The organism is Idiomarina sp. UBA4206 (assembly GCF_002383015.1).
In the GTDB taxonomy this organism is placed as follows: domain Bacteria; phylum Pseudomonadota; class Gammaproteobacteria; order Enterobacterales; family Alteromonadaceae; genus Idiomarina; species Idiomarina abyssalis.
On sequence record NZ_DFTS01000025.1, the window covers coordinates 76,299 to 92,573 of the forward strand.

General features: G+C 46.9%; 13 protein-coding genes and 1 pseudogene. 4 read left to right on the plus strand and 10 right to left on the minus strand.

Going from position 1 to position 16,275, the window contains the following annotated elements:
- A partial coding sequence (locus B3180_RS05655) for a 2-dehydropantoate 2-reductase (RefSeq protein WP_349677609.1) occupies positions 1-898 on the plus strand: 898 nt, incomplete at its 5' end.
- Here the strand turns inward: B3180_RS05655 and ribBA are convergent.
- Genes ribBA through glyA form a run of 4 tightly spaced genes read right to left on the minus strand, consistent with a single transcriptional unit; the run spans position 899 to position 4,892 of the window.
- Complete coding sequence (gene ribBA, locus B3180_RS05660; protein ID WP_222235629.1) at positions 899-2,014, minus strand: bifunctional 3,4-dihydroxy-2-butanone-4-phosphate synthase/GTP cyclohydrolase II; 1,116 nt, start codon at positions 2,012-2,014, stop codon at positions 899-901.
- A gap of 12 nt (positions 2,015-2,026) precedes the next feature.
- Positions 2,027-3,154, minus strand: coding sequence for a bifunctional diaminohydroxyphosphoribosylaminopyrimidine deaminase/5-amino-6-(5-phosphoribosylamino)uracil reductase RibD (gene ribD / locus B3180_RS05665; protein ID WP_278358825.1), 1,128 nt, complete (start codon positions 3,152-3,154; stop codon positions 2,027-2,029).
- Entirely contained in the window at positions 3,147-3,596 is a 450-nt protein-coding gene (gene nrdR / locus B3180_RS05670; protein ID WP_054491095.1) for a transcriptional regulator NrdR, read from the minus strand. Before nrdR ends, ribD begins: the two co-directional genes overlap by 8 nt.
- A gap of 39 nt (positions 3,597-3,635) precedes the next feature.
- Positions 3,636-4,892 carry a serine hydroxymethyltransferase gene (gene glyA, locus B3180_RS05675; RefSeq protein WP_222235631.1) on the minus strand — a complete coding sequence of 419 codons (1,257 nt, stop codon included), beginning with the start codon at positions 4,890-4,892 and terminating at the stop codon, positions 3,636-3,638.
- Between the two features lie 159 nt (positions 4,893-5,051).
- On the opposite strand from glyA, the gene ettA reads away from it, so the two are divergent.
- The gene (ettA, locus tag B3180_RS05680) at positions 5,052-6,716 is read left to right on the plus strand and encodes an energy-dependent translational throttle protein EttA (protein WP_222235632.1); all 1,665 of its coding nucleotides are present in this window, start codon (positions 5,052-5,054) and stop codon (positions 6,714-6,716) included.
- A 47-nt stretch (positions 6,717-6,763) separates the two neighbouring features.
- Here the strand turns inward: ettA and radA are convergent, their stop codons facing one another.
- Positions 6,764-8,128 (minus strand): DNA repair protein RadA, encoded by a 1,365-nt coding sequence (radA, locus tag B3180_RS05685; RefSeq protein ID WP_054491098.1) that lies wholly within the window; start codon positions 8,126-8,128, stop codon positions 6,764-6,766.
- 65 nt (positions 8,129-8,193) lie between these two features.
- Between radA and B3180_RS05690 the strand changes: the two genes are divergently transcribed.
- A complete protein-coding gene (locus B3180_RS05690) occupies positions 8,194-10,698 on the plus strand; it encodes a PilZ domain-containing protein (RefSeq protein ID WP_278358826.1) in 2,505 nt (834 codons plus the stop codon).
- Here the strand turns inward: B3180_RS05690 and serB are convergent.
- Positions 10,672-11,334 carry a phosphoserine phosphatase SerB gene (serB, locus tag B3180_RS05695; protein WP_278356338.1) on the minus strand — a complete coding sequence of 221 codons (663 nt, stop codon included), beginning with the start codon at positions 11,332-11,334 and terminating at the stop codon, positions 10,672-10,674. The two genes, B3180_RS05690 and serB, sit on opposite strands and share 27 nt — an antisense overlap.
- Before the next feature lie 27 nt (positions 11,335-11,361).
- On the opposite strand from serB, the gene B3180_RS05700 reads away from it, so the two are divergent.
- Positions 11,362-11,994, plus strand: a complete 633-nt coding sequence (locus B3180_RS05700; RefSeq protein WP_233399240.1) for a YtjB family periplasmic protein — start codon at positions 11,362-11,364, stop codon at positions 11,992-11,994.
- Here the strand turns inward: B3180_RS05700 and B3180_RS05705 are convergent.
- From B3180_RS05705 to B3180_RS05720, 4 genes and pseudogenes are all read right to left on the minus strand, one after another.
- The gene (locus B3180_RS05705; RefSeq protein ID WP_273023968.1) at positions 11,951-12,748 is read right to left on the minus strand and encodes a TatD family hydrolase; all 798 of its coding nucleotides are present in this window, start codon (positions 12,746-12,748) and stop codon (positions 11,951-11,953) included. The genes B3180_RS05700 and B3180_RS05705 overlap by 44 nt on opposite strands.
- Before the next feature lie 5 nt (positions 12,749-12,753).
- Complete coding sequence (gene prfC, locus B3180_RS05710) at positions 12,754-14,343, minus strand: peptide chain release factor 3 (protein WP_054491102.1); 1,590 nt, start codon at positions 14,341-14,343, stop codon at positions 12,754-12,756.
- A 123-nt stretch (positions 14,344-14,466) separates the two neighbouring features.
- Entirely contained in the window at positions 14,467-15,663 is a 1,197-nt protein-coding gene (locus B3180_RS05715) for a phosphopentomutase (protein WP_273023971.1), read from the minus strand.
- A gap of 2 nt (positions 15,664-15,665) precedes the next feature.
- Positions 15,666-16,275 (minus strand): annotated as a pseudogene (locus B3180_RS05720) (thymidine phosphorylase); the annotation flags it as partial.

Here is a 16,275-nt window from a genome sequence, read left to right on the forward strand (position 1 = left end):
CGTGATGCCAATTAAATACCACTGGATTACGCTAGGCCCCGGAGCCGTAAGTGGGCTTATTGCCAGCGGGTTATGCGATAACGGCGAATCGGTTTCTGTGTTATCACGCCATAACCGGGCGGCAACTATTGAGTGGCAACTTGTTCGCGCACATGAGAAAAGAAACTATAAAGTTCCTGCAACTCAATTACTAATACCGAAAAATAGTGTCTTCATTGTTGCCGTTAAAGCTTTTGATGTTAGTAGTGCCTTGCAGCACATAACAGCGCTTGAAGGTTTTGATAAAAGTATGCCTATTGTTTTGAGTCATAACGGCATGGTTGAGCTACCTAAGACATTAAGGCAGCTTAATCTGCATCCTATGGTGACGACTCATGGAGCAGTTAAGAGCAAAAACGAAAACGGTATTATTCGTATTGAGCACAGAGGCACGGGTCGCAGTTGGCTCGAAGTCAGGCAAGAAGAGCCAGAGCCCTGGTCAACCCTTCAGCAAGCCTTCCCGCCACTTGTACTTGAGCAGAATACTAGCCAGCGGCGCTGGTTAAAGTTAATAATTAACTGTGTAATAAATCCACTAACAGCCATTTATAAGTGCGAAAACGGAAAGTTACTTGAGGATAAGTGGCAATCGCAAATCGTAAGCTTGGTTAACGAAGCCGTTGCTGTGGCTGAAACTCAGAACGTAGTCTTAGACGCTAAGATGTGCCACCGGGAAGTATTGAGAGTTGCACAAGAGACTGCGCTAAATAGCTCATCGATGTTGCAGGATATCAAGCAGCAAAGGCGCACTGAAATAGAGCAATTAACCGGTTACTTGATTAAAACAGGTGAGTCGGCAGACGTCGCCACGCCAACTCACCAACAGCTGCTGAATGAATTTCAAAAGCGTTACGGTTAATTAGTCTTTATCTTCAATAAAGTCGACCACTTCAAGCCCAAAACCCGATAAAGCCGAATAACGTTTTGGTGAACTCATTAAATGCATCTTATGAATATCAAGGTCAGCCAAAATCTGTGAACCTAAACCGACATTACGAGAAGCATTTGAAGCTGACGCAGTAGGTTTGTGCTCACCTTTGTCCTGTGCCTCAAACTCCTGAACCTGTGCAATGATATTATCCGGTGTTTGTTGACGACCAATAATAACCAGTACACCGTCATGTTCAGCAATATAAGACATCGCCTTTTGAATTGGCCAGCTGCGCTTGGCAGCTCGCTCGGTTAAAAAGGTGTCATGGAAAGTGTCCTGTAAGTGAACACGCACATTCGTTACCTTATCCTGCGATAAATCGCCATGAACCAGTGCATAATGCACCTGCTTGTCTATCGTGTCCTGATAAGTCACCAAATGAAACTTACCAAAGGCTGTAGGCAGGCTGCATTCTGCGACACGTTCAATGGTTTTTTCCTGGATTGAGCGATACTCAATAAGGTCAGCAATGGTGCCTACTTTAATGTCATGCGCTTTAGCAAAAGCTTCAAGGTCAGGGCGACGCGCCATGGTACCGTCTTCGTTTAACACTTCGACAATAACCGAGGCGGGCTCAAAACCAGCTAAACGCGCTAAGTCGCAACCGGCTTCGGTATGCCCGGCGCGGTTAAGCACCCCACCCGATTTAGCTTTTAACGGAAAAATATGACCCGGCATAACTAAATCTTCGGGCTTCGCATCTTTTTTAACGGCGTCCAGCACTGTTTTCGCTCTGTCGGCAGCAGAGATCCCCGTTGTTACTCCCTCTGCGGCTTCAATGGAAACCGTAAAGTTTGTTGCATAAGGCGCGTTGTTTTTATCGACCATTAACGGAAGATTAAGTTGTTTACAGCGTTCCTCGGTTAGCGTCAAGCAGATAAGTCCACGACCATAACGCGCCATAAAGTTAATGGATTCAGGCGTTACGCACTCAGCGGCAATAATAATGTCGCCTTCGTTTTCGCGATCTTCATCATCCATCAGGATAACCATTTTTCCCTGACGAATGTCTTCAATAATCTCTTCTGTGCTATGCAGTGACATAACGCTTTACCCTTAATCTTGTGTTTGAGGTACTGCTACCAAGCGTTGATCCGGGCCAACCTGCCGGCGATCAATAACTTTAAATCTTGGCGCTGAAGCTAATTCTAATGGTTCACTCATGTCGATAACCGAACGGCCATGGTGACCCAGTATTTGACCAGAGCTGTATATCATCATTCGGTCACAGAGTTGCTGTTCAATAATCGCACCTGCCAGACTAGCGCCGCACTCTGTCCACACCTGATTGATTTCACGTTTAGCTAATTCAATCATCAGTGCTTTTAAACACACTTTGCCGTCTCTGTCCGCTTCAATAATAAGCTCATGGCAATGTGGGTGCCGAGTGTCCTTGCCCGGCGTTGTGCGTACCAGCCAAACAGGCGCCGGTGACTCAAACACCCGGGCATCATCATTCACCCGATGTTGGCTGTCGATAATAATACGTACTGGCTGTTTTAATGGTTCAGGCAGTGGTCGTGATGCCGGCCATTGATTAACTCGTACGGTAAGCTTCGGGTTATCCGCTAAAACCGTTGCTGCGCCGGTCAAAATAGCATCTGCCTGAGCGCGATAAGTCTGCACGTCACTGCGAGATTCCGCAGAGGTAATCCACTGGCTGCGACCATCCGCCAAAGCGGTTTTCCCATCGAGTGAAGTCGCCATTTTTAAGGTGAGCCACGGGCGTTGTCGTGTCATGCGGGAAATAAACCCGGGGTTCAAACTTTCGGCTGCGGACTGCAACGTACCAACGTCAACACGTATGCCTGCCTCTTCTAAACGCTTAATCCCGTTACCACTGACGCGGGGATTAGGATCCCGCATAGCCACAACAACGCGGGCAATGCCAGACTCAATAAGAGCGTCGGCACAAGGCGGAGTTCGTCCAATATGGCTGCAGGGTTCAAGAGTGACATAAGCGGTTGCCCCTTTTGCCTTTGTACCTGCAAGCCGCAAAGCATGAGCTTCGGCATGAGCTTCACCGGCCTGATGATGCCAACCTTCTGCGATAACTTCTTCGCCGACAGTAATGACACAGCCCACAGCCGGGTTAGGCCGGGTTGTCATTAACCCACGCCGCGCGAGTTTTAACGCGCGGTGCATCATTATATGGTCAAACTGTTGTTCTAATAAATTAGTCATTCAGGCGTGCGATTTCTTCACCAAACTCACGGATATCCTCGAAAGAACGGTACACCGACGCAAAACGAACATAAGCAACTTTATCAATCTGTTTCAGGTTTTCCATAACCAAACTACCGATAAAGTTGCTGCTAATTTCGCGCTCACCGGTGGCGCGTATGCTCGACTTTATTTTGTTGATTGCCTGCTCCATCAGCTCAAGACTCACAGGACGCTTTTCCAACGCTCTTAATAAACCGTTGCGCAGCTTATCTTCGTTAAATGGTTCACGCGAACCATCGGTTTTGATGACTCGCGGCATAATCAGCTCTGCCGTTTCAAAGGTCGTAAAGCGCTCTTTGCAATGGTTGCATTCACGCCTGCGACGAACCGAGGCCCCATCCGCAACAAGTCGCGAATCGATAACCTTAGTATCTTGTGTGCCGCAAAATGGACAATGCATTGCCTGACTCCTTTAAGTGCGCTTTACAACTGCTATTCATTAACCGTAAACAGGAAACCTGGCGCATAACGCTTTTACTTGCTCGCGAACTTCGCTGATTTTGCTTTCATCAGAAATATCATCCAGAACATCGCAAATCCAGTTCGCAACCTGCTCGGCTTCGGCTTCTTGAAAACCACGACGGGTAATAGCCGGTGTGCCTAAACGCAAACCTGAAGTGACAAACGGTGAGCGCGGATCATTAGGCACGGCATTTTTGTTCACGGTAATAAAAGCATTACCTAAAGCTGCATCCGCATCTTTACCGGTAATGTCTTTGTCAATTAAGTCAACCAGGAACAAGTGGTTCTGAGTGCCATTGGAGACGATTTTATAGCCGCGCGCCTGCATGGTTTTAACCATAGCGTTGGCGTTCACTAATACCTGCTTTTGATATTCTTTAAATTCCGGCTGCAAGGCTTCCTGGAAAGCAACCGCTTTACCAGCAATAACATGGCAAAGTGGGCCACCCTGGTTACCCGGGAATACCGCGCTGTTTAACTTCTTGTGTAACTTCTCATCGTCACTACCTGAAATGATCAAGCCGCCACGTGGACCCGCAAGAGTTTTGTGTGTGGTCGTCGTAACAACGTGAGCATAAGGTACCGGGTTAGGATATTCACCGGCGGCAATTAAGCCTGCAACATGAGCCATGTCGACCATTAGATAGGCATCGACTTTGTCAGCAATTTCACGGAACTTTTTCCAGTCAACAATACCAGAGTAGGCTGAAAAGCCTGCAACAATCACTTTCGGCTTATGTTCCTGCGCCAGCTTTTCAACTTCGGCGTAATCGATTTCGCCAGTGGACTCATCCAAACCATATGAAACCGCGTTGTAGAGTTTGCCTGAAAAATTAACCCCGGAGCCGTGAGTTAAGTGACCACCGTGAGCAAGACTCATACCAAGGAAAGTATCACCGGCTTCCATAAGAGCCATGAAAGCAGCGGTATTTGCCTGAGAACCTGAGTGCGGCTGAACGTTTGCGTACTTAGCACCAAACAGTTGCTTTGCGCGCTCAATCGCTAAGTCTTCGACTTTATCGACAAACTCGCAGCCGCCGTAATAGCGCTTATGCGGATAGCCTTCCGCGTATTTATTGGTTAGCTGCGAGCCCTGAGCCTGCATAACCCGCGGACTGGTATAGTTTTCTGATGCAATCAGTTCAATGTGTTGTTCCTGACGTTCAACTTCACCTTGCATCGCCTGCCATAAGTCCGCATCAAAGTCGGCAATGTTCATCTCAGATTTCAGCATTACAGCTCTCCAAATCATTAAATGGTCTTAATTTGTCCGGTATTTTACCTTAAAACACAAATGAGTGCCTAGTTCAGCGCAACAAAGTTTGGGGATGTTCGTAAATAACAGTAAACTATGCAGTAACTTTTTTGTTGATAGGAAGGATTTTACGTCGCTATGGCGCAATATATCTATTCAATGTCTCAGGTGAGCAAAGTTGTTCCACCTAAGAAAACCATCTTAAAAGATATTTCTCTGTCGTTTTTTCCGGGGGCCAAAATTGGTGTTCTGGGTGTCAACGGTGCCGGTAAGTCAACCTTACTACGCATTATGGCGGGTGTTGATAAAGAGTACGAAGGTGAAGCCCGCGCTTTATCGGGAACTCAAATTGGTTATCTGCCTCAGGAACCACAGCTGGACGAAAATAAAACGGTGAAAGAAACCGTTGAAGAAGCGGTGGCGGATGTTAAAGAAGCCTTCGCTAAGCTCGATGAAATTTACGCGGCTTACGCCGACGAAAATGCGGATTTCGATGCCCTATCAAAAGAACAAGGCGAATTAGAAGCTTTGTTGCAGGCTAAAGACGGTCATAACATCGACAACATTCTCGAGCGTGCAGCCGATGCACTGCGCTTACCTGAGTGGGATGCTAAAATAGGCAACTTGTCGGGTGGTGAAAGACGCCGTGTCGCGATTTGCCGCTTACTGTTATCTAAACCGGATATGCTGCTGTTAGACGAGCCTACCAACCACCTGGATGCGGAATCTGTGGCCTGGCTTGAACGTTTCCTGCACGATTACACCGGTACCGTCGTTGCCATTACCCACGACCGTTACTTCCTTGATAACGTTGCTGGTTGGATCCTTGAACTTGACCGTGGCTATGGTATTCCATGGGAAGGTAACTACTCTTCCTGGCTGGAACAGAAAGAGAAACGCCTGGAGCAGGAAGAGCGTTCAGAAAAAGCACGCCAGCGCACGATTAAACAAGAGCTGGAGTGGGTACGTACTAACCCCAAAGGCCGTCAGGCGAAAAGCAAAGCGCGTCTTAATCGCTTTGAAGAGCTGCAAAGTGGCGACTATCAGAAACGTAACGAGACCAACGAGTTGTTTATTCCGCCAGGCCCTCGTCTGGGTGATAAGGTCATTGAAGTTAACGGTATTAGTAAGGCTTACGAGAAGCGCCAACTTATCGACAACCTAAGCTTCAGTGTTCCTAAAGGCGCTATTGTCGGTATTATCGGCCCTAACGGCGCGGGTAAATCAACCTTGTTCCGTATGATCAGCGGCGAAGAAAAGCCTGACAGTGGTTCTATCGAATTGGGTGAAACCGTGCAACTGGCCAGTGTTGATCAGTTCCGCGACAACATGGATGACAAGAAAACCGTCTTTGAAGAAATTACTGACGGTAACGACATCCTGAAAATTGGTAACTTTGAAGTTAATGGTCGCGCCTATGTTGGCCGTTTTAACTTCCGCGGTACCGACCAACAAAAACGCATTGGCGAATTGTCTGGTGGTGAACGTAACCGGGTGCATTTGGCTAAGCTATTAAAAGCCGGCGGTAACGTTCTGTTGCTCGATGAGCCAACCAACGACTTGGATGTTGAAACCTTACGGGCACTTGAGGAAGCCATTCTGGAGTTCCCGGGCTCTGTCATGGTTATCTCGCACGACCGTTGGTTCCTTGACCGTATCGCTACCCATATTCTGGATTACCGTGATGAAGGCGAAGTGGTCTTCTACGAAGGTAACTACAGCGACTACGAAGCTTACATGAAAGAAAAATTCGGTGAGCAGGCGATGGAGCCACATCGCATTAAATACAAACCTATTGGTTAATAGACCGGGTATCAAAAGGGAGCATAAAGCTCCCTTTTTTCTGCAAACTACATCACATCCAGTGCTTGTTGAAGGTTTTTCACGCCAATCACTTCCATGCCTTTTGGTGACGTTTTTGGCGCATTACCGACAGGCACAATGGCTTTTTTAAAACCGTGTTTAGCCGCTTCGTTTAATCGCTCCAGGCCATTAGGTACCGGGCGTATCTCACCGGCCAGACCAACCTCACCAAACACAATTAATTCGCGCGGCAATGGTTCTCCTTTAAAGCTGGAGACAATGGCAAGCAACAACGCTAAGTCTGCTGACGTTTCGGAGACTTTAACGCCACCAACAACGTTCACAAAAACGTCCTGATCAGACACCTGCAAGCCACCGTGCCGATGCAAAACAGCCAGTAATAATGCTAATCGCGTTTGTTCCAGCCCCACAGCAACCCGGCGTGGGTTTGCCAGAGCCGAGTAATCAACCAGCGCCTGAATTTCAACCAATAGCGGTCGCGTACCTTCCCAAACCACCATAACAACCGAGCCATTTCCCTGGTCCTCCGCTCGTTGCAGGAATATAGCCGATGGATTTGAAACCTCTTTCAAACCACCGCCTGTCATCGCAAATACGCCAAGCTCGTTCACTGCACCAAAGCGATTTTTAGTACCGCGCAGAGTGCGATAGCGCGAGTCTGATGAGCCATCCAGAAGTACAGAGCAGTCAATGCAATGCTCCAGAACTTTAGGCCCGGCCAAATGCCCTTCTTTGGTCACGTGTCCTACCATAATAATGGCAACGTTCTTTTGCTTTGCGTAGCGCGTTAAAAAAGCTGCCGCCTCACGAACCTGCGAAACACTGCCCGGCGCTGACTGAATGTCAGCCATATGCATTACCTGAATGGAATCAATGACCATAATGGCAGGTTTTTCTTTGTCTGCCAGCTGACAAATACTTTCTACCGAGGTTTCAGAGAGCATGCGCAATTTGTCGGTTGGCAGATTAAGCCGCTGTGCCCGCATTGCTACCTGCTGCAAAGATTCCTCACCGGTCACGTAAAGCGCTGGCATACGTTCCGCCAACTTACATAGGGTTTGCAATAATAAAGTACTCTTACCGGCACCGGGTGAACCACCTATCAGTATTGCCGAACCGGGGACTACACCACCACCTAAAACCCGGTCAAATTCCTGAAAACCCGAGCTGAAACGCGGGACTTCCTGCAAGTCGACCTCGTTAAGAGTCTGAACCCTGGCATCGGTAATACCACTAAAGCCCCGACGGTCTGACGAATTAGAGGTTGTTTTAGACGTTAAACGAATTTCAGTAAGCGTATTCCAGGCCTTACATTCCGTGCATTGTCCCAGCCAACGAGGGAAGTCTGCACCACAGTCATTACACACATATGCACTTTTTGCTTTTGCCATTCGTCTGCTTCTCGTTTTATGATGAGGTATTACTCAAGAATAATTATAAAAAATAGTAGACTTCGATGCCTAATCAGTATTTTGACCAACTTATCGATCAGTTAAAGCCGCTCGTTTACGATACCGACTTTGATACGCTGTTTCAGTCTTTAACTGAAAACGAAGATGGTCCGACCCGCTTCAAACTAAAAATGGAGCTTAGACGTTTGGCGGCTCCTTGTCACCGTACCGTTGATTTACGTAATCAAGTAGACGGTGAATGTCACCCTTACGAGTACAACGGCCGCAGGCATCAACTTGACGATGTCGCCATTGAAATTTTTGAGCGCGGCCTGGAAACCTATAAAGGCGTTTTCACACAAGATACTTTCGAGCAAATTCTGGATGCTGATAACCATCTGCGCCAGGCTCGTGAAGAAGAAAGAGCTTTTGCCCAAAGTTTAGCCGACCATAACGCCGAGCCTTTAAATGGTCAATCGCCCTTTCCTAATGCTGATAATGAAGCCGAATCCTACTTGTTGGAAACCTTTCACTTTGGTCAATACCCGTATCGTGCCGAAGAACGGATGAATTTTACCATCGAAGTTGGTCTTGAAGACAGTAAAGGAAAAACCTATAACGCGGTAACAACGGATATTTCAATTACCGGCATGCGCGTGCGTGTAGATGACGAGCATAGCTTTCAGTACGACGAACTGGTATCGCTCTACTTTACCGGGCTGGCAAAAGAGTTCACGGTAGATCCCGATACTCGCATCCCATACCGCGTTGTTGGTGTACAGGAAGTTGACAACAAGCACTACCTCAAATTAAACCGTGACCCCGACTACCACTCTGCCGAACTGGATAAGTTTTTTCACCGCTTTATCAACGGCTACAAAAAGCGCTACCGAGTCAATGTCGATAACACCTACAACACCATCATCACTAAAGGTCATGAACAGCTTCTGTTGCCCAGAATGCAGCAACTTCCGGTGTTCTTTTCTGAATCTAACCGTCAACTTGTTGCCGATTATGTCTTAACCACGGATAACAACCGGTTCATCTTAAATAACTGGATAAACGAACTGAACCAAATCAGTTTCGGCTCAGTCTTTAATGTCCGTCGTAGCCGCTGGTTACTGCAGGACTTACTCAACAAAAAAAGTGCACGGTTACTGATTCTGACCTTTTCAATAACGGCACGAGGTAAAATATATAACTACTCAGCAACGGTTGAAGAGCTACAGAAAACCGGGTTATGGGAAACCTATGTTGCGTTTGGAAGTCAGAAAGCCTCGTGGCGAGTCTACCAAATTGATTTGCGCCCAGTTGACCTGAATCAGGCCTGGCAGCCGCAGAGTGTGCCAAAAAATATCAATGTCCCGTTCCGGTTAAATCCGCCTACCGCGCAGGTCAAAAGAGCAATTTCTCCATTGCGGTACATGGGGGTCGTTAACGATATTACCGACAGTTTAAATGGCTTTTTCGATACCGAACTGGACAAAAACAACCTTTCATCACTGAAGGCGTTTGCCCACCCCCCTGCGGTACCAATTCGAACAAAAGAGGCGCGGCTGGAGTTTATCAATTTACGCAGTGAGAAACGTTTTAGCTACCGTAGCCGCTGTCGCGTTCGGGTTGGAAAGTATGTCCGGGACGGCATGATCATTGACCTTTCCGTTAGTGGCTTGCAGGTTCAGATTGATACCCCGGTTGCCGCTGAGAAAGGTGATAACGTCGAAATATCGATGACTGGCTTTAAGAAGCTGTATAAAAAAGCAAAGCTTGAGCACTTGCCTTATACCATTGCTTCAGTTGATGACGCTCGCACAACATTACGATTAAAGATAGACGGCGATCATGAACAGCATATGGGTTCTGAGTTCATTCGTTTTCTAATTCGGGAGCAAAGAGACTTATTAAAACTGCAGGTTGAGAACACCTCGATAAACGGCCTGGAGCTTTGTCTTCGCAATTTGTATTGTGACGCCCCCGGCTCACTCCCCATTTTCTTCTATCGAAATAAAAAACGAAAAACATCAGTACGTCGTGCTGGTTTGTCTAACTGGCCGTCTGACTGGGTCAGGCTCTTGTCTAAACTTCCGGGAAGCCAACAGAGTGCTCTAAACTTGCAACCGTTAATGCGCGGCTCTTCAGTAACGGAAAAGCTACTGCCAAAGCTTGAGGATATGGATCGCACATCGGAACCGGTTACATTGCTGCTGTTATTACGTCTTTATCGCCAAAGTGGTGAAGATATTGTTCAAACTCAATGGCTGGAAAGTAACGACAACCACGCCATTGAATCTTTTATTGAGCAATGCTTGCCTAATTCTATCTTCCGCGCAGTAACGGTTACTTTATCAAGAACCGGGAAACCTGATACTCAATTTATTCAGGCCGAACTTAACTACATTAGCCGGTACGCGGCTTACCGGGCACAGGAAATAGAAGAAGACTTGTGGCAAGTCTATGCCATTGCCGATACCGTTGATGTTACTGAAAGCTTACTCGAGTTTGCCCTGCCTGATACCAATACAATTGAAGAGCAACAAGAACGGCTAAACACCTGGCTCAATAAGTTTTGAATGCTGCAGACACGGAATGATCTCAAGTAGACTGTTTGAATTTATGGAGTAATCCGCAACAGCCTGCAAAGCAGGCTTTGCATTGTAAGCAATACCAATTGCTGCAGTTTCAAGCATAGGGGCATCGTTAGCGCCGTCACCAACAGCTACCGTTCTTTCCCGTGGAATGTTCCACTTGTCAGCAAGTATTTCCAGCTGTTGTGCTTTCATTTTTGCATCAACAATACTTCCCAGAACTTTCCCCGATAAACAACCATTAACGACTTCAAGTCGGTTCGCCATTACGGCATCCAGTTTGAGTGCCTTCTGTACTTTATCAGCAAACCATGTGAAGCCACCGGAAACTAAGGCAGTTTTCCAGCCTCTATTTTGCAACGAAAGCAGTAATTCTGATGCGCCGGGGTTAAATGGAATTGGGTTAAACAGACTTTCTAAGTCACTTTCTTTAATTCCCGATAAACAAGCGACACGTAGCTTAAGGCTCTCACTAAAATCAATTTCACCTCGCATAGCGGCTTCCGTTATTGCTGAGACTTTAGTATAACGGTCATTTAATCGTGCAATTTCATCGATACACTCAATACCAATTAAGGTAGAATCCATGTCGAAGACGATTAAACCGGAACTGTGTTTCATTGAACGGAAAACTCCTGAGCTGGGCCCATGCAACTAACAGAATTTAAGCAATGGCATCGATTAAAAAACACCTTGCTTAACAACAAAACCAAAGCGATTGCTCGTATTATGTTTAAACGAGCGCTTCGTCTGGCTACTGCTGGCGGCTTGTTGCTGATCATTATTAATGTTTGGAATATTGCCAGTGTCCAGTCTCAACAGCAACTGTTCTCTCAAACTCAGTCAGTTACTCAATTAATGATTGAGCAGGCTGAGCATGAGGCGCATTACTGGCTTGAGCACCAAAACACCGAACGTTTGACTGCCTTAACCGATCATATTGCCAGCAACCCGCAGGTAATGGCAGCTACAATCCGTAACCGTTTTGGTGAGTTATTGGTTCATAGTGGGGTCAGCGCATCGATGATTGACTGGCCGGCAACCGATGATGCATCAGAACCCTGGGTTCTCGTAGAGGAAATAAGCCTTGAAGATAACGTAAGTGGTTACTTACAAGTAGTCTTTGATAAGAATCTTCTGCTTAAAAAAAGCCAGACAGCCCACAATGGGCTAATGCAGCAAGGAAAGTTACTTCTGCTGCTGGCTATGTTGGCAGGCGTATTTATTATGCTTGGTTTTAACCGGATACGTGACCGCTACTGGCAGACGGAACATCACTAAAAAGCTCGCAACTGTTTTGCCACAAAGTATCACTCAGTGACTCTTTACTCATGTCTCTAAGCTCTGCTAAAACATCCAGAACCTTTGCAATTCTGGCCGGCTCGTTACGCTGGCCCTGATAACCGCAAACCGGCATATCCGGTGAGTCGGTTTCCAGCACTAATGCAGATACAGGAACTTTTGCTATTGCTTCACGCGTTTTTTTTGCCCGAGTGTAAGTGATTACTCCGCCAACACCCAGTTTATAGCCGCAATCGACAAATTTCATAGCCTGCTCGTAACTGCCACTAAAGGCGTGTATAACACCAGACTCCGGGCCGTGCTGCTTCACCAGCGGATGCGTTGTCTCCAGAGTTTTGCGGTGATGAATAATAGCCGGGAGACGGTATTGCCGCGCCAGCTTCAACTGTTCAATGAAAAGTTTACGCTGGAGTTCTGAGTTTTCACAGGTGGCATCCAGCCCTATTTCGCCTACCGCCAGTAAACGTTCCTTTGGTTTATCCAGCGTCTGTTCCAACTCATCAATTTGATTCAGGCTGTGCTTCTCTATAAACCAAGGGTGCAAACCTAACGCAAAACGCCAGCTCGCAAACTGTTCAACCAGTTGCTGCAACCGGGGCCATTGCTCAGCACTGACACCCGGCACCATAAAACGCCCTAAGCCTACCTTTTTAGCGTTCTCCAGAACCTGCTCCCGATCGTCATCAAATGCCTGAAAGTCGAGATGGCAATGCGTATCGTAAAGCCTGCTCATAAGCCTTAATGTTCGCGTGTGTGAGTAAATTCAATATCGGGGTAACGCTCTTCCGCCAGGCTTAAGTTCACCATAGTGGGTGCAATGTAGGTCAGATTATCACCACCGTCTAATGCCAGGTTAGACTCGGCTTTACGACGAAATTCGTCCAGCTTCTTCTCGTCTTTACTACTGACCCAGCGCGCTGTGGCAACATTGATGTTTTCATACATGGCATCTACTTTATATTCTGTTCTCAAACGATGCACAACAACATCAAACTGCAGAACTCCAACAGCTCCAACTATCAAGTCATTACTGATAAGTGGGCGGAATACCTGCACCGCGCCCTCTTCGGATAACTGCACCAAACCTTTCAGCAGTTGCTTCTGCTTTAGGGGGTCTTTTAAGCGAATGCGGCGGAAAAGTTCAGGCGCAAAGTTAGGAATGCCGCTAAATTTAAAATCCTCACCTGCAGTAAATGTATCACCAATTTGTATAGTGCCATGGTTGTGCAAGCCGATAATGTCACCAGGATAAGCCTCTTCCACATGCGAACGGTCCCCGGCTAAGAAGGTTAAAGCATCGCTAATACGCACGTCTTTACCCGTACGCACCTGCCTCATCTTCATGCCCTTCTCATATTTCCCTGAAACAATTCTTAAGAAGGCGACACGGTCGCGATGGCGCGGATCCATATTCGCCTGAATTTTAAAAATAAATCCGGAGAAATCTTTGTTATCTGCACTGACGCTTTCTTGTTGATCAGTCTCCCGGGGCTGAGGTCTTGGAGCCCAGTCGACCAGGCCATCCAGCATATGATCAACACCAAAATTACCTAATGCGGTACCAAAGAAGACCGGAGTCAACTCACCGGCAAGAAACAGTTCTTTATCAAAAGGATTAGAAGCACCGTTGACCAGCTCTATTTGCTCACGCAGCTCGTCCGCCCATGCACCTATTTTTTCATCCAGCTCAGGGTTATCCAGACCTTTTATAATGGTCTCTTCCTGTATTCTGTGTCCCTGGCCTGTTTTGTACAATATGGTTTCATCTTTAAGTAAATGATAAACACCTTTAAAGTTCTTACCGGAACCTATTGGCCAGGTAATTGGTGCACACATAATTTTCAGTACGTCTTCCACTTCATCCAGCAACTCAAGAGGGTCACGAATGTCACGGTCAAGCTTGTTCATGAAAGTAATAATTGGTGTGTCGCGTAAGCGAGTCACTTCCATCAACTTAATCGTCCGATCCTCGACACCTTTGGCGCCGTCAATAACCATCAGGCAGGAGTCAACCGCTGTTAGTGTGCGGTAAGTATCTTCAGAAAAGTCCTCGTGTCCCGGCGTGTCGAGTAAGTTTACCAAGGCATCGTTATATGGAAACTGCATGACTGAGGTCGTTACCGATATGCCACGCTCCTGCTCCATCTGCATCCAGTCTGATTTTGCATGCTGCCCCGATTTCTTCCCTTTAATTGTACCGGCCTTCTGAATCTGATGACCGTGCAGCAATACCTTCTCGGTAATCGTTGTTTTACCAGCATCCGGGTGAGAGATAATGGCAAAGGTACGACGTTTCGCGACTTCATTCTGCAAGCTGGATTCCGACATCAATGACACTCTTTGTGGTTAAAATGGTTTATGCGGCTTATTTTCGCTGATCTTATACCGATACACAAACCAAGGATGGTTATCAAATGGTAGCTACCGTATTTATACCTGAAGGATAGCTCTCTACAACTTTATAGCCTGCCCTTCTTCCATGGGCGGTAAATCAAATAGATGACACAGGGTCTGACCTAAATCGGCAAAGCTTTGTCTTTTACCCCGGTTGCCTGCAGCTACATGGTGACCAGACAGCAACAGGGGAATGTATTCGCGAGTATGATCGGTACCTTCCCATGTAGGGTCACATCCATGATCAGCTGTTAACACCAGGATATCCTCCGGCTTCATTGCAGACTCAATTACTGGCAGCCATTTATCAAAGGCTTCAAGCTCACTTGCATACCCTTCAATGTTACGGCGATGCCCGTACAAGGTGTCAAAATCAACAAGGTTCGTAAAAATGAGTGAGTTGTCCGGACCTGTTTCCATCGCATTTAATGTTGCGGTTAACAGCCCTTCCAGACCGGATGCTTTTATTGACTGAGTAACACCCTGCCCTGCAAAAATATCGGCTATTTTTCCAATAGCGATAACCTCTCCACCCTTCTCCTGCAACTTATCCAGTACCGTCGGTTTAGGCGGTAAAACCGAATAGTCTTTGCGATTTTCGGTCCGCTCAAAGGTGTCGGCATTTTCACCAACAAAGGGCCGGGCTATAACCCGGCCAATATTATAGGGTTCCAGAAGCTCCCGTACTTTTTCACAAACCTGATATAAACGTTTAAGGCCGAAGTGCTCTTCGTGAGCCGCAATTTGAAAAACTGAATCGGCAGAGGTGTAAAAAATTGGCCAGCCGGTACGAATGTGTTGCTCACCTAACTGTTTAATAATTTCTGTACCCGATGCATGACAGTTGCCAAGTATGCCTTGAAGTTCACAGGCTTCTGTTATCTGAGCTAATAGTTCCGCCGGAAAGCTGTTTTCCTTATCTTCAAAGTAGCCCCACTCAAAGTGCACAGGAACGCCCATCAACTCCCAGTGACCTGAGGGTGTGTCTTTTCCCGATGAAATCTCTGCCGCACAGGCATAGGCACCGCTTAGAGCGGAAGGTTTGTGACCTCTGGCATAAAATCCCGTAGCCTCTTTATGAGCTTCAAACAGTCCCAGACGGGTTAAATTCGGCAAGTGCAGAGGTTTACCCTGTTTGTGCCGATACTCCGCGATATGACCAAAGGTATCGGCTCCGGCGTCGCCAAACTTTTCAGCATCCGGAGCGCAGCCAATACCAAAGGAATCTAATACCACGACAATGGCTCTGCTCATGCTTAATTTCCCGCTATTCTTTGATAGATAACACCAGTAGTGGATGGCTTTTGCGTACTAAAACTTATCGCTTTTAAGATACGTTCAGCAGCCTCATTCCAGTCAGATTCACAACTTGCATGTAATATTGCCAGCTCTGTATCTGATTCAACTTTTGAACCAATACCAAGGATACCGCTAACACCAACACTTAAGTCTAATATATCATCTGCTTTGCGGCGCCCTCCTCCCAAACACACTACTGCCATTCCCAGCTCTCGGGTATCAACTCCACTAATATAATGCCCGTTGTATGCAGCGGGAGCGATAAGAGGCTTAACGATTTTTGCCTGCGGCAGGTATTCATGACTTTTATCCAGAAAGTCACCGGGGCCACCCAATGACTTAACCATTTTAGCAAAACGTTCTGCCGCACTTCCGTCACTCAGTACTTTCTCTACCATGGTTTCCGCTTGTTCAGTATTGCCCGCCAATTTTCCTGAAACTAAAAGCTCAGCAGACAAGGCTTTGGTTACCTCGTGCAAACGTAGGTCACGGCGCTTCCCACTTAAGTAATCTACAGCTAACTGAACTTCAACGGCATTACCGGCAGCTGAGCCTAAGGTTTCATTC

Excerpts from the sequence above, each read along its gene's own strand:
- ettA (WP_222235632.1), top strand. The coding sequence starts at position 5,052 with ATGGCGCAATATATCTATTCAATGTCTCAGGTGAGCAAAGTTGTTCCA.
- B3180_RS05715 (WP_273023971.1), bottom strand. The coding sequence starts at position 15,663 with ATGAGCAGAGCCATTGTCGTGGTATTAGATTCCTTTGGTATTGGCTGC.
- glyA (WP_222235631.1), bottom strand. The coding sequence starts at position 4,892 with ATGCTGAAATCTGAGATGAACATTGCCGACTTTGATGCGGACTTATGG.
- B3180_RS05690 (WP_278358826.1), top strand. The coding sequence starts at position 8,194 with ATGCCTAATCAGTATTTTGACCAACTTATCGATCAGTTAAAGCCGCTC.
- ribD (WP_278358825.1), bottom strand. The coding sequence starts at position 3,154 with ATGACTAATTTATTAGAACAACAGTTTGACCATATAATGATGCACCGC.
- B3180_RS05700 (WP_233399240.1), top strand. The coding sequence starts at position 11,362 with ATGCAACTAACAGAATTTAAGCAATGGCATCGATTAAAAAACACCTTG.
- nrdR (WP_054491095.1), bottom strand. The coding sequence starts at position 3,596 with ATGCATTGTCCATTTTGCGGCACACAAGATACTAAGGTTATCGATTCG.
- B3180_RS05705 (WP_273023968.1), bottom strand. The coding sequence starts at position 12,748 with ATGAGCAGGCTTTACGATACGCATTGCCATCTCGACTTTCAGGCATTT.
- prfC (WP_054491102.1), bottom strand. The coding sequence starts at position 14,343 with ATGTCGGAATCCAGCTTGCAGAATGAAGTCGCGAAACGTCGTACCTTT.
- serB (WP_278356338.1), bottom strand. The coding sequence starts at position 11,334 with ATGAAACACAGTTCCGGTTTAATCGTCTTCGACATGGATTCTACCTTA.
- radA (WP_054491098.1), bottom strand. The coding sequence starts at position 8,128 with ATGGCAAAAGCAAAAAGTGCATATGTGTGTAATGACTGTGGTGCAGAC.
- ribBA (WP_222235629.1), bottom strand. The coding sequence starts at position 2,014 with ATGTCACTGCATAGCACAGAAGAGATTATTGAAGACATTCGTCAGGGA.